Source organism: Nocardioides sp., assembly GCF_035429765.1.
In the GTDB taxonomy this organism is placed as follows: Bacteria; Actinomycetota; Actinomycetes; order Propionibacteriales; family Nocardioidaceae; genus Nocardioides.
This window is the reverse complement of sequence record NZ_DAOMFK010000084.1, coordinates 1-12,834: the sequence shown is the minus strand read 5'-3', so window position 1 is coordinate 12,834 and position 12,834 is coordinate 1. Positions and strand designations below refer to the sequence as shown.

Genomic DNA, 12,834 nt, shown 5'->3' with positions numbered 1-12,834 from the left:
GGTTCCGCGGGTGGCCGCTGGTCGGCGCGGCCGCCCTGCTGGGCGCCTCCCTCGGGCTCGTCTGGTCCTGGCTGGAGGGGCAGAGCTGGGCAGGGGAGTGGAGCCAGCTGGCCGCCCTGGTCGCCCTGGCCGCGGCAGTGGCCGGTCTCGCCGCGCTCCGCCGGGGGACCCCACCGGTCCGGGCCGCGTCAGGACGTGCCGGTCGTGGCCACGCCGGGCCGGAGGGTGCCCACCCGGACCGCCTGCACGCACAGTCCCGGCTGTGAGCCGGGTCCCGCCCGCACCGTGACCGTGTCGTACTCCCCGGCACCGGGGAGCAGCAGCGTGTGCGACCCGGCCTGGACCGGCGCCTCCACGACACGGTCGCCGAGGTGCACCTCGACGGTGCCGTCGTAGGCCGTCGTGTAGTCGATCTCGACGAACCAGACGTACCCGACCACGGGGCCGTCGAGCCGGACGTGGCTCCCGGTCTCCCCCACGGGGTGGGGGCAGCTGCCGGTCAACGGCAGGGTGTCCCGGCGCACGACCTCCATGACCGCAGGCCGGACCGTGCCGTCCTCGGTCACCAGCAGGGCGCCGTCGGTCACGGTCTCCCGGGCTCGCGGGACCAGGTCACCGAGGGCGGCGAACACCACGCTGTACGGGGTCGTCTCGGGCGGGCCGAACCACAGCCAGGTGGGCACCGGGAGGTCGATCAGCTCCTCATCCGCTGGTACGTCGCGGCTGCTGGCCACCACACGGTCGAAGTAGGCACGGGGATCGTGCTCGGTCAGATGGAGCAGCGGGTACCGCGCGGTCGACAGCACGGCGAACCCGACGCCGGCGGCGAGGGCGGCCGTCGCTCGCCGTCGGTCGTCGACCAGCCAGTGGTCGGCGCGCTTCTCGACGGACTCCACCGCCCCGGGCACCGGCAGGAACGCGAGTCCCAGCGCCAGCGCCATGGCCGGGGCGGCCAGCGTCTGGAACCGGTAGTCCAGAGCGATCTCGGGTCCGAAGTAGATCGCGCGGCTCACGCTGACCAGCGCCACGCTGGCCGCCAGCACGAGCGTCGGAAGCGCCCAGGCGCGGCCGGCCCGGCGCCGCGTGGTCACCGAGGCGTGCACCAGGAGGAGCAGTACCGCCCAGGAGAGGAGCTGGACCAGCTGGGTGGGGTCGGCCGCGCTCTGGGTCACCCGCATCAGCTCCCAGCGACCGGGACCGCCGACGACGGCGGAGGCGAACGCGGTCGCCACCATGGCACGCGCCACCTCGAACATCGGCCGGTCCACGACGTCGCTGGCGTGGAAGTTCATCGCGTGCGGCACGTAGAAGGCCAGGTAGGCCACCACCAGCACCGTGTGCCCGACGACGGCGGCGCGGTAGCGCCGCCACGTCTGGCGCAGCCGGTCCGTCAGCGCACCGGTGGTGAAGTAGGAGAGCGTCAGGTGGCCCAGGAACAGGTAGACCAGCAGCGTGAGCTCGGCGAAGGCCAGCCCCAGCACCACCCAGGTGATGCTCTGCACGAGCGTTCGTCGCGTGGGAGCGCGCAGGTGCCTGACGTAGGCGTCCACCCCCCACGACACCGCGACCAGCACCGGAAGGTAGTTGACGCCGGCCGCCCACCAGGTCGTCGCCGGGATCAGGATCGGGCTGACGAGGTAGAACGTCAACGGCCAGAGCACCGCCGCACGGGTGCCGAAGAGCGTGCACAGCAGCCGCAGCATGCCGAGCCCCGCCGCGGCGTACAGGACCAGCATCTCCACCGCCACCGGACCGAACGACATCGGGGCGAGGGTGGTGTTCAGCCAGGTGAGCAGCAGGCCGGCCGGCATCAGGTGACCGTTGTAGGGCGTGAGCAGGTAGCCCAGGGTCAACTCGCTCCGCACGGCCTCGGCGATGAAGTGGAAGTCATCGAAGAAGAACCACGCGTCTGCCACCGCCCAGCCGCGGAACACCACTCCGGCGGCGACCAGGACCAGCCCGACGGCGACCACCGGGTGCGGGCGCGCGAACCACCTGCGTCGCTCCCCCGAAGCCGTCACGACCAGACGGTACCTCAGGCCGGCGGACGGATCGGGTCCTCGGTGGCCGTGGGGACGTAGCGCGGCGGCTCCATGGACGCGAACACAGGGATGTTCTTGAACCGCATCAGTGGACGCTCGAACCAGTGGTACGACACCGCCGCCAGGGCGATCGTGACCAGCAGCGTGACGCTGAGCACCAGCACGAAGCGCCCGGTGAAGATCGGGATGTCGAAGAGGGCGAAGACCTGGTTGAGCACGAGCATGTGGATCGCGAAGATGCCGTAGCTGATCTCGCCCAGCCAGAACAGCACCGGTCCGCTCAGCGTCCGCCGGGACCGTCCTGCGCGCTCCGGCCCGAAGACCAGGGGCAGCAGGAAGAACGCTCCGGCGGTCGTGTAGAGCAGCACTTTGAGCCCTGCCTCCCAGGGCGTCGGGGTCAGCAGCAGCCGCGGCCCGGCGATGGGGGTGCAGGCGATGGCGAAGACCGCCGCCGCCACCACCCAGCAGCCCACCAGGTCGCGTCCCCACCGCTCCAGCAGGTGATCACGGGGTCGGACGGCGAGGCTGGCGCTGACCGCGGCGTACCACAGTCCGACCAGGAACCACGGCATCATCCCGGGCAGCCACTGTGCGTAGTGCCCCTCGTTCCCGGGGATGGAGGCCACGGCCGCCTGCCACGCCACGCCGAGGGCTCCCAGGCCCAGGCACCAGGAGCCGACCGCGCGCAGGCTCAGTCCCCGCCCTCCCCCCACGGCCACCAGCACCACCAGCACCGGGAGGACGAGGTAGAAGGCCACCTCTGTGCACAGGCTCCACATCTGCGTCAGCGAGCTGGCCAGCAGCTCGGGCCGGTACAGCTGGGTGAGCGTCAGGTGGGACACCCAGTCGGCCAGGTCGGCATCGCTGTTCTCGGGGTCGATCAGCATCGCGGCCACCACCACCACCCAGTACAGGGGGAGGATCCTGAGCGCGCGCTTCCACAGGTAGTGCCGGGCCGAGGGAGCCGGCAGGCCCCGAGCCCGCGCCAGCAGGAACGGGCGGGTCAGCAGGAAGCCCGACAGCACGAAGAACAGGGTGACCCCGAAGTCGAGCCGGGAGAGGACCGCGCCGACCCACCCGTTGTTGATCTCCCCGGTGTTGAAGGCCGCGTGCGTGGCGACCACCATCAGCGCCCCGATCGCCCGCACGGCGTTCAGCGTCGGGAACCTCCTGTCCCGGACCGGTGGCGTGCTGGCCGCCGGTGTGGTGGCATCGGTGGCTGTCATGGCGCTGCCTTGTCGAGTGCCTCCGGCAACCCGACGGTGACGTCGTCCGAGCACAGTTCTGCGCCACCGTCGATGCCGGAGATCGTCACTGAGTCGAACTCCCCGGAGGCCTGCACGAACAGCTCGTGCAACCCCTTGAGGATGGGGACGCGGTGGGACTGCGGGCCTGCGCTGACGGTGGCGGCCCCGTCCTCAGTCGCCAGGTAGCCGATCCGTACCCACCACCTGTTGAAGGCGACAGGGCCGTCCAGGGGCACGGTCACCGCGTCGCGAGCGACACGGTAGCCGCACCCGGCCTCCGGGCCTGGGATGTTGCGCCGAGCAGCGCCGATCACCACTGGCGTCAGGTGACCCGCCTCGTCGAAGGTGAGCAGGCGGTCGGTCGCGGCCCTCGGGAACTCCGTGGCTGACTGGTAGGTGCCGAAGACCCTGCTGAACAGGTTGTCGGGGTAGTTCGTGCCCCAGGTCAGGGTGAGCGGGACGGGACGATCGACCAGCGGGATCGGCTCGGGTGCCGAGCGCAGCGACGCGGTGACGCGCGCCACGTACCGCTGCGAGCCGTGGTCCGACAACCAGTGGTGTGCGTACTGCCATCCCGAGAGGGAGGCGAGGAGCGCGAACGCCGTCGTGGCAACCGCGACGGCGCGCCGGGAGTCGAGGAAGCGGCTCGGTGCCCGTGGCGTCGCCGACTCCCTGGCATCGATGACCCTCAGTGTCGCGAGCCCGAGGGCGATGGCGGTGACGCCCGGCAGCTCGCCCTGGTACCGGAAGTCCAGGCTGAGCAGATCGCCCACGTACGACGTGCGGGCGGCGAGGACCAGCAGGACGTTCGAGGCGAGGAAGACCAGGGGGAACGACCAGGCACGAAGCGAGCGTGCCCGCGACCGGTGGATCTCCCGGACCAGGAGGGCCACGAGCACCAGGCTGACCGCGATCGTCGGGTCGCTGGGCTGAGGGGCGGAGCCAGGCTGGTCCGCGAGGTGGATCCACTGGAGCGGGCCCCCGACGGTGGCTGGCACGTACGCACGCAGCACCATGTTCCCGATCACGCCGAACAGGGGATACTCGGCGGCTCGTCCGGGGTCGAAGGTCAACGACGTGGTGACGTACAGGGTGAGGTAGGCGAGCCCGAGCGCGACGTACGCGACCACCGCTGCCCGGTAGCTGGACCAGATCAGCGCGGCACGCTCGCCGACCGAGCCGACGGCGAAGTAGCAGACGGTCAGCAGGCCGAAGGCCAGGAGCACCAGGATGCTCTTCTCCCAGAACAGCAGACCTCCCACGACCGACACGAGGGCCCCGGCGAGGGCCTGGGGCCGCCGGGTTCGCAGGTACGCGAGGTGGCAGGTGAGCCCGACGAACAGCGCGACGTGCATGGGAAGCTGGTTGACGCCGGCCGCCCACCAGATGCCGAGCGGGACCGTACCGACCCCGAACAGGTAGACGGCCAGCGGCGGGAGAATGCCCCACCGGGGACCGAAGAGCCGGAGCAGGAGGACCAGCAGGGCGACGTCGGCCAGGAGCTGCATGACCAGGAGCTCGGTGGCGGGGAGCCGCCAGTCGAAGGGGGCGAGGGACTGGTTCACCCACGACAGGAAGAGCCCACCCGGCATCAGGTGCCCCATGTACTCGCGGCCCAAGCTGCTGACGGACAGGCCGGCGTGGCCCATCCGGGAGATGAAGTTGAAGTCGTCGATGTGGAACCAGGCGCCGTACGTCATCCAGCCGCGGTAGGCGAGCTGGACGATGATCATGACGATTCCGGCCAGGACGACCCGCGGCGTCCGGACAGGTCCGGTGCGGGCGCTCGCGCGGGTGGCGGAGGACCGCTCCGCGACGGTGCCGCTCACGGCGCCACCACCGGAGACGGGACGCCGACCACCACGTCGGTGAGGCAGACGCCGGTCCTCCCTCCGTCGACGCGCTCGATCCGGAGGTGGTCGAACTCGCCGTCCGCCAGGACGAACAGGTTGTGCAGACCCTCCTCCAGGTCCACTGTGTGCACGCGGTCCCCTGCGGTGATCCGGACCTGGGCGGGCCCCGGCGCGGCGTAGCCGATCCGGGCCCACCAGTTCGTCCCGACCACCGGGCCGTCGAGCGGGACGTCGACGTCGCCCCTCCCGAGCCGGTACCCACACCCCGGGACCGGTCCGGGCAGAGCGGTGCGGGTGTCGCTGACGAGCACCGGCGCGAGGTGGCCGAGGTCGTCGAACATGTAGAGGTTGTCCAGGGACGCCGACACGAAGTCCATCTGGTCGGCGTAGGGCTTCAGCACGTGGCTGTAGGTGTTCTCGGGGTAGCGGTAGGCCCACATCAGCGTCAGCGGGAGACCGGCGTCGACCATCGGCACCGGCGTCCGTGGTGCCGTCTCGAGGCTGTGCTCCACGTTGGCGATGAAGTCGGGGGTGGGGTTGTTGGTCCACCAGGCGTCGACGAAGCTCTGCGAAGAGACCAGTGCGGCGACCGCGACAGCCACGGCGACGGCCGTCACCCGGCGGGGCTGCTCGTAGGGGCGGGGCTGGTCGAGGCGCACCTCATTGACCTCTCGAGCCCCGACCAGCGGGAGCAGGGCCAGACCCACGCTCAGCATCAGCAGTGCCGACGTCTCGGACTGGTAGCGGTACTCGAGGGCGATGTCGGGCCCGACGATCACGGCTCGCCCGGTCACCACCAGCGCCACGTCGAGCAGCAGCGCGTAGCCCACCACGAGCCAGGCCCGCTGGGAGCGGGTGCGCGTGCTCCGGGCGTACCACACCAGATAGCCCAGGGCGATCCAGGAGACGAGCATGACCAGCTGGGAGGGGTCCGCGATCGAGCCCACCGCGACGTCGCGCCACTGGAAGGGACCACCGATGCTGGCGCTGGCGAAGGCCACGGCCACCAGGTTGAACAGGACGGGCGTCCAGGGGATGGTGGCGGCCTTCTCGGTCTCCCAGTCCAGCCCGTGCTGCACGTAGAGCACGAGGTACGCCGAGGCCACGAGGGCGTGGGCGAGGACGCCGGTGCGGTACCTGTCCCAGACCTCGCGCGGCCGGTCGAGCGCGGCCCGGGTGCAGAACCAGCCGAGTGCGACCGCGGCGTAGACGCCGAACAGGATCAGCGTCTTCTCGTAGAAGAGCAGCCCGAAGCCCGTCCACGCGAGGGTGGCCACCAGGTGCCGGCTCCGGCGGGTGCGCAGGTAGGCCAGGTGGGAGGTGAGTCCGAAGGCGAGCGCGATCTGCAGGGGCAGCTGGTTGATCCCCGCGGCGAACCAGATGAACGCCGGCAACGTGGTGACCAGCAGCAGGTAGCCGCCGAGCAGGGGCAGCACCGCCCGTCGGTGGCCGAAGGCGGACAGCAGCAGCCGCAGCATGCCGACGCTGGCCAGGGCTTGGAGCACGATCAGGACCAGAGCCCAGGGCGTCCACTCGAAGGGGAACCAGTGGGTCAGCCACCAGATCACCCAGAATGCTCCCGGCATCAGGTGCCCGCCGTAGGACTCCGTCAGGTACGCAGCGTCCAGAGGCTGGGTCTGCGCCCGCGAGAGGAACGCCAGGTCGTCGAAGTAGAACCAGGACCCTGACAGCGCCCACCAGCGGTAGGCCAGCTGAGCGGCGATCATGACCAGGCCGGTGACCACCACCCGGTCACTTCGAGCGACGACCCAGCCCCTGCTCCGCGCCACCCAGGCCCGGCCCCGGGCGCCCACGGCGCGGGGCCGTGGAAGAGTGGTCGGAACAGGGGTTGGCACCCCCGGACTATGCCACACTGAGCCCCGCGAAACGGCATCGGACGGACGCGTCCGAGCGCGCCCGGCGAGGGCGAGATCTGGGTCCTACCCGACAGTAGTGATGGCTGCTACGCTGCGGCCACCTCATCACCTCCCGAGACAAGGCTGTTGACGTGCGCAAAGTGCTGGGCTGGCTGCTGCTGTTCCTGGGTGGGTTCTTGCTGGTGGTCGCGGTGCTGGGCTGGACCTGGCTGCCGGACGCCGCGAAGCGGACCCCGCTCAACGTCGACACCTACACCTACCTGACCGGTGAGGCGGACAAGCTGAACCCGGCCACCGGTGAGGTCGAGAACGTCCCGGTCGCCTACCAGAGCCACACCGTCGTGGATCCCGACAAGTCCGACGACGACGTCGTGGCCTTCGTCAACACCAAGTGCATCAACATCGACGAGAACGACCCGCCGGACTGCCTCGAGGGTGACGACCCGCGGCTGATCCAGAACAGCATCGACACCTTCGCCACCGACCGGCACACCGCGATGGCGGTGGACGACGCGAAGTACCTCGCCGCCGACGCGGTCCCGCACGAGGGCCTGGTCAACAAGTGGCCGTTCGACGCCGAGAAGAAGACCTACCCCTACTGGGACGGCACGCTCGGGTACGCGGTCGACGCGGTCTACCAGGGCACCCAGGACATCGACGGGCTGGAGACCTACGAGTACGCCGTGGACGTGCCCGAGACCGAGGCCGAGATCCTCGAGGGCACCCAGGGCACCTACGCGCACACCGAGAACCTCTGGGTCGACCCCGTCACCGGCTCGATCATCAAGCAGGAGGGCACCCAGACCCTCAAGCTGCCCAGCGGCGACCTCGTGCTGGACATCGCTGTCGTCTACACCGACGAGACGGTGCAGACCAACGTGGACGACGCCAAGGCGAGCATCAGCCAGCTCAACCTGCTGACCAAGGTCGTTCCGTGGGTGGCTCTGGTGGCCGGTCTGCTGTCGCTGGGCGGCGGCTTCCTGCTGCTGCGCCGGCGCAACGAGCCCGGCGCTCCGGCCCAGGAGGAGGCTCCCACGGGGGCAGCCGTCTGACGCCGCCCTCTCAGCTGCCGCCCAGGTCGGCGGCGAAGATGGCGGTGCCCGGGGTGAGCCGCCCGCGCAGCGGCGACCAGCCGCCCCAGACCCGGTCGTGACCCTCGGGCCACTCCGGCTCGCGCAGCTCCTTGAGCACGAACCCCGCAGCCGCCAGCAGGTGCACCCAGTCGCCCAGTGTGCGGTGGTGCTCGACGTAGCTGACCACGCCGGTCTCGTCGTCGATCTCGACGTAGGGGGTCCGGTCCCAGTAGGACTGGGTCGCGGTGAGCCCCGGGACCCCGGGGTCGTCCGGGAACATCCACCGGGTCGGGTGCGTGATCGAGAACGCGAACCTGCCCCCCGGACGCAGTACCCGGGCCGCCTCGTGGACCGCCTCGCGCAGGTCGGCGACGAACTGCAGGGCTCCGAAGGAGGAGAACACGACGTCGAAGCTGTCGTCGGAGAAGGGCAGGGCGGTGGCGGTGCCGGCGACGGCCGGCACCCGCACCCCGGTCGCCTCGTCGAGACGACGCGAGTGCTGGAGCTGGCGCAGCGAGAGGTCCAGGCCCACCGCCCGGCCGCCCCGCGAGCGGATCCAGCGCGAGCACTGCCCGGCCCCCGACCCCACCTCGAGCACGTCCTTCCCGGCCACGTTCCCGAGGACACCCGCCGCTGCCTCGGTGAGACCCTCGGGGCCCCAGACGAAGCCGACGTCGCCGAGGAAGGTGCCGTGGGTGGCCTGGTACTCGTCGGCGTACCGGTCCCAGTCGGGGCCGTTGGCCCGCCGCGACTCCTCCTCGCTCACCGGGCGCCGCTCCACCCGGACCGCCTGGGGCGCGTGATCCTCCACGGCCCCGACCCTACGCCGGAGCGGCCGGGTCCAGGTGACTCCTGTGGGGCCGGGTGGGAGGCTCGGGGCATGGACCTCGCCTCGCTCCGCCCGCTCCCCGGCGGCTGGTCGGGGGAGACCTTCCTCGCCGAGGCGGCGGGAGAGCGGTCGGTGGTGCGCATCTACGCCCGACCGGGGCACCGGGGAGAGCAGGCCCAAGAGGTCGACGCCGCGCTGCTGCGGCTGGTCCGCGGCCTGGTGCCGGTCCCGGAGGTGTTGGAGGTACGCCGCGCGGACCCGGCCGCCGGTACGCCCGCGCTGCTGGTGACCTCCTTCCTGGAGGGCAGCCGGGGCGACGTGCTCCTGCCGTCCCTCACCGAGCGGGACCTGCGGCGGGTCGGTGGTCGGCTCGGTGACCTGCTCGCAGTGCTGGGCGGCATCCCGATGCTGCGGCCGGGACCGTTCGTCGACGCCGACCTGACCATCGGGTCCTTCGGGCCGGCCGACGGCCTGCCCGCCTGGGTCGAGGAGCACCCGCAGGCCGCCGCCGCGTGGAGCGCCGACGAGCGGGCCGGGCTGGCCGAGGTGGCGCTGCGCGCCCAGGCCCTCCTGGACACCGTCGACCGGGTCTGCCTGGTGCACAGCGACTTCAACCCCAAGAACCTGCTCTTCGACGAGGACCTGCAGGTGACCGCGCTGCTGGACTGGGAGTTCGCGCACGCCGGCCACCCCTTCACCGATCTGGGCAACCTGCTGCGGTTCGACCGGTCACCCGGGTACGTCGAGGCCGTCCTGGCGGCGTACTGCTCCCGCCGGGGCGGGACCCCGGCCGCGGCGCTCGACCTGGCCCGCGCCGCCGACCTGTGGGCCCTGGTCGACCTCGCGGCCGCCCCGCTCGAGGGCAACCTGGTCCGCCAGCTCGCCCACGACCTCCTCCGCGCGGTCGCGGGCAGCCGTGACCTGCACGCCTTCCCGTGGCCACCCTGAGTTGGACGCCGGCGCCGCCGCGCGCCTATCCTTACCCTGCGCCAGAAGTCTGCCCGGGTTCCAGACCGAGCGGACCCGTGCTCGCTATCAGCGTCCCCGCCCGGGGCACGCCCCGTCGGTAGTGAAAACCGGACTTCCGGCGTGCCCGCCCGACCTCCATCCACCAAGGAATCTGTTTCCCCTATGACGAGCAGCCTCACCACCCCGCTGGCCGACTACGACGCCCCCCAGGTGGCCGTCAACGACATCGGCTCCGAAGCGGAGTTCCTCGCCGCGATCGACGAGACCATCAAGTACTTCAACGACGGCGACATCGTGGCCGGCACCATCGTGAAGGTCGACAGGGACGAGGTCCTGCTCGACATCGGCTACAAGACCGAGGGCGTCATCCCCTCGCGCGAGCTGTCGATCAAGCACGACATCGACCCCCACGAGGTCGTCCACGTCGGCGACGAGGTCGAGGCCCTGGTTCTCCAGAAGGAGGACAAGGAGGGCCGGCTGATCCTGTCCAAGAAGCGCGCCCAGTACGAACGCGCCTGGGGCACGATCGAGAAGGTCAAGGAGGAGGACGGTGTCGTCGAGGGCACCGTCATCGAGGTCGTCAAGGGCGGCCTGATCCTCGACATCGGCCTGCGTGGCTTCCTGCCCGCCTCCCTGGTCGAGATGCGCCGGGTGCGCGACCTGCAGCCCTACGTCGGCCAGACCCTCGAGGCCAAGATCATCGAGCTGGACAAGAACCGCAACAACGTGGTGCTCTCCCGCCGCGCGTGGCTCGAGCAGACCCAGTCCGAGGTCCGCCACGGCTTCCTCACCCAGCTCGGCAAGGGGCAGATCCGCAAGGGCGTGGTCTCCTCCATCGTCAACTTCGGTGCGTTCGTGGACCTCGGCGGCGTCGACGGTCTGGTGCACGTCTCCGAGCTGTCCTGGAAGCACATCGACCACCCGAGCGAGGTCGTCTCGGTCGGCGACGAGGTCACCGTCGAGGTGCTCGACGTCGACATGGACCGCGAGCGGGTGTCGCTGTCGCTCAAGGCCACCCAGGAGGATCCCTGGCAGCACTTCGCCCGCACCCACCAGATCGGCCAGATCGTGCCGGGCAAGGTCACCAAGCTGGTGCCGTTCGGCTCGTTCGTCCGGGTCGAGGAGGGCATCGAGGGTCTCGTGCACATCTCCGAGCTCGCCGAGCGGCACGTGGAGATCCCCGAGCAGGTGGTCCAGGTCAACGACGACGTGATGGTGAAGATCATCGACATCGACCTGGAGCGTCGCCGGATCTCGCTGTCGCTGAAGCAGGCCAACGAGACCGCCGCCGCCACCGAGGTCGAGGAGTTCGACCCCACCCTCTACGGCATGGCCGCCACCTACGACGAGAACGGCAACTACGTCTACCCCGAGGGCTTCGACCCCGAGACCGGCGAGTGGCTGGAGGGCTTCGAGGACCAGCGCGCCATCTGGGAGGAGCAGTACGCCCAGGCCCACGCCCGCTGGGAGGCGCACGTCAAGCAGCAGGCGGAGGCCAAGAAGGCCGAGGTCGAGGCCGGCGAGGCGACGTCGTACTCCTCGGGGACCGAGAGCACCGCGGAGCCGACCGGAGGCTCGCTGGCCTCCGACGAGGCGCTCCAGGCGCTGCGGGACAAGCTCACCGGCGGCAACTGATAGACCGGCTGCGCACGGCCGGCTCGAGGCGGGCTCCACGCTCGGGCCGGCGTAGCCTCACCGCGATCCTCCTGCTCGTGTGTGGCCTCGCGACGTTGATCACGGGGCCGCCTCCGGTTGCTGCTGCTGACGAGGGTGTACGGGTCCTGATCGTGGGTGACTCGGTTGCGCAGGGGTCGGCCGGTGACTGGACCTGGCGTTACCGGCTGTGGAGGCACCTGGAGCAGGCCGGGGTCGCTGCCGACCTGGTGGGTCCCAGGAACGACCTGTTCGACAACATGCGCTTGGAGTTCGGGTCCCACGACTACCTCGACCCCGCGTTCGACACCGACCACGCGGCCAGGTGGGGCATGTCCTTCACCGATCAGGACCACCCCATCGGCGACCTGATTGAAGCCTTCGACCCTGATGTGGTCGTCGAGGCCTTGGGGATCAACGACCTCGTGTGGCAGGCGGCGGGCGCCGACGGGGTGCACGACCGGCTCCGGCTCTCCGTCGAGCAGGCTCGCTCCGCGGACCCGGACATCGACCTGGTGCTGGCCAGACTGCCGCAGACCTGGCTGGCGGACGTCCCGGAGGCCAACGCACGGATCAGCGAGCTGCCGGGGGAGCTGGCCGACGACCGCTCGCGCATCGAGATCGCAACCACAGACAGCGGCTTCTACGACCGCATCGACACTTACGACGCGGGTCACCCCAACGCCGCCGGCGAGCTCAAGATCGCCGCGGCGGTCGCCGACGCACTCTCGCGGCTCGGCGTCGGTACGCCGTACGTGCGCCCCCTGCCCGAGGTACCGCTAGGCCCGAGATGGGCGCCCGTGCTGGCGGGGGAGTCGGGGGACCGGGCGGCGCACCTGACCTGGTCAGGATCACCCGGCTCGGATCACGAATACCTCTGGCAGCGTGACGTGACCGCCGGGCAATCATGGTCGGCCCCCGGCCCGGCGCTGGCTGGGACCGAGACCGTGGTGACCGGGCTAAGGAACGGGCACACCTACCGGTTCAAGCTCCAGCCGGTCAAGGGCTACCACGCGGCGGCCGACGACGTGCGGTCGAACGTGGTCACCTTGACACCGCAGGCACCGCCACCCGGAGGGGTCGACGGGTTGTCGGTCCGTTCGCGGTGGCACGCCCTGGGGCTGCAGTGGGCCGCGACACCGGGCGCGACCCGCTACCTCGTCGACTGGTGGGTGCTCGGCCGTGAGGCCGCCGCCCAACGCCTGGGGACCACGGCATCGAGGGCGCTGATCACCGGTGTCGACGACGCTTGAAAACGAGGCCATAGCGACGGTCGAAAACGAGGCCACCC

The 12,834-nt window shown here is 70.9% G+C and carries 10 protein-coding genes; 5 read left to right on the top strand and 5 right to left on the bottom strand.

Annotation, left to right across the window (positions count from 1 at the left end; translation table 11 throughout):
• Nucleotides 1-266, top strand: a 266-nt coding sequence (locus PLP61_RS09515) for a hypothetical protein (RefSeq protein ID WP_324502419.1), incomplete at its 5' end; no start/stop codon positions are given.
• Here the strand turns inward: PLP61_RS09515 and PLP61_RS09510 are convergent.
• Genes PLP61_RS09510 through PLP61_RS09495 form a run of 4 tightly spaced genes read right to left on the bottom strand, consistent with a single transcriptional unit; the run spans nucleotide 189 to nucleotide 6,998 of the window.
• The gene (locus tag PLP61_RS09510) at nucleotides 189-2,021 is read right to left on the bottom strand and encodes a hypothetical protein (protein ID WP_324502417.1); all 1,833 of its coding nucleotides are present in this window, start codon (nucleotides 2,019-2,021) and stop codon (nucleotides 189-191) included. The two genes, PLP61_RS09515 and PLP61_RS09510, sit on opposite strands and share 78 nt — an antisense overlap.
• A 14-nt stretch (nucleotides 2,022-2,035) precedes the next feature.
• On the bottom strand, nucleotides 2,036-3,268 hold the full coding sequence (locus PLP61_RS09505; RefSeq protein ID WP_324502415.1) for an acyltransferase family protein: 1,233 nt from the start codon (nucleotides 3,266-3,268) through the stop codon (nucleotides 2,036-2,038).
• Nucleotides 3,265-5,118 (bottom strand): hypothetical protein, encoded by a 1,854-nt coding sequence (locus PLP61_RS09500; protein ID WP_324502413.1) that lies wholly within the window; start codon nucleotides 5,116-5,118, stop codon nucleotides 3,265-3,267. The genes PLP61_RS09505 and PLP61_RS09500 overlap by 4 nt, the downstream gene beginning before the upstream one ends.
• Complete coding sequence (locus PLP61_RS09495) at nucleotides 5,115-6,998, bottom strand: hypothetical protein (protein ID WP_324502411.1); 1,884 nt, start codon at nucleotides 6,996-6,998, stop codon at nucleotides 5,115-5,117. The genes PLP61_RS09500 and PLP61_RS09495 overlap by 4 nt, the downstream gene beginning before the upstream one ends.
• 152 nt (nucleotides 6,999-7,150) lie before the next feature.
• Here PLP61_RS09495 and pgfA point away from each other — a divergent pair, with 152 nt between their 5' ends.
• Nucleotides 7,151-8,071, top strand: a complete 921-nt coding sequence (pgfA, locus tag PLP61_RS09490) for a cell envelope lipid trafficking protein PgfA (protein WP_324502409.1) — start codon at nucleotides 7,151-7,153, stop codon at nucleotides 8,069-8,071.
• 10 nt (nucleotides 8,072-8,081) lie between these two features.
• Here pgfA and PLP61_RS09485 read toward each other — a convergent pair whose 3' ends face one another.
• Nucleotides 8,082-8,903 (bottom strand): class I SAM-dependent methyltransferase, encoded by an 822-nt coding sequence (locus PLP61_RS09485; RefSeq protein ID WP_324502407.1) that lies wholly within the window; start codon nucleotides 8,901-8,903, stop codon nucleotides 8,082-8,084.
• Between the two features lie 69 nt (nucleotides 8,904-8,972).
• Between PLP61_RS09485 and PLP61_RS09480 the strand changes: the two genes are divergently transcribed.
• The 3 genes from PLP61_RS09480 to PLP61_RS09470 all read left to right on the top strand — a co-directional run bounded on the left by PLP61_RS09480 (nucleotide 8,973) and on the right by PLP61_RS09470 (nucleotide 12,796).
• A complete protein-coding gene (locus PLP61_RS09480; protein ID WP_324502405.1) occupies nucleotides 8,973-9,869 on the top strand; it encodes a phosphotransferase family protein in 897 nt (298 codons plus the stop codon).
• A gap of 183 nt (nucleotides 9,870-10,052) precedes the next feature.
• A complete protein-coding gene (gene rpsA / locus PLP61_RS09475; protein ID WP_324502404.1) occupies nucleotides 10,053-11,525 on the top strand; it encodes a 30S ribosomal protein S1 in 1,473 nt (490 codons plus the stop codon).
• Nucleotides 11,526-11,677: 152 nt separating this feature from the next.
• Nucleotides 11,678-12,796 carry a GDSL-type esterase/lipase family protein gene (locus tag PLP61_RS09470; RefSeq protein ID WP_324502402.1) on the top strand — a complete coding sequence of 373 codons (1,119 nt, stop codon included), beginning with the start codon at nucleotides 11,678-11,680 and terminating at the stop codon, nucleotides 12,794-12,796.
• Nucleotides 12,797-12,834 lie beyond the last annotated feature (38 nt).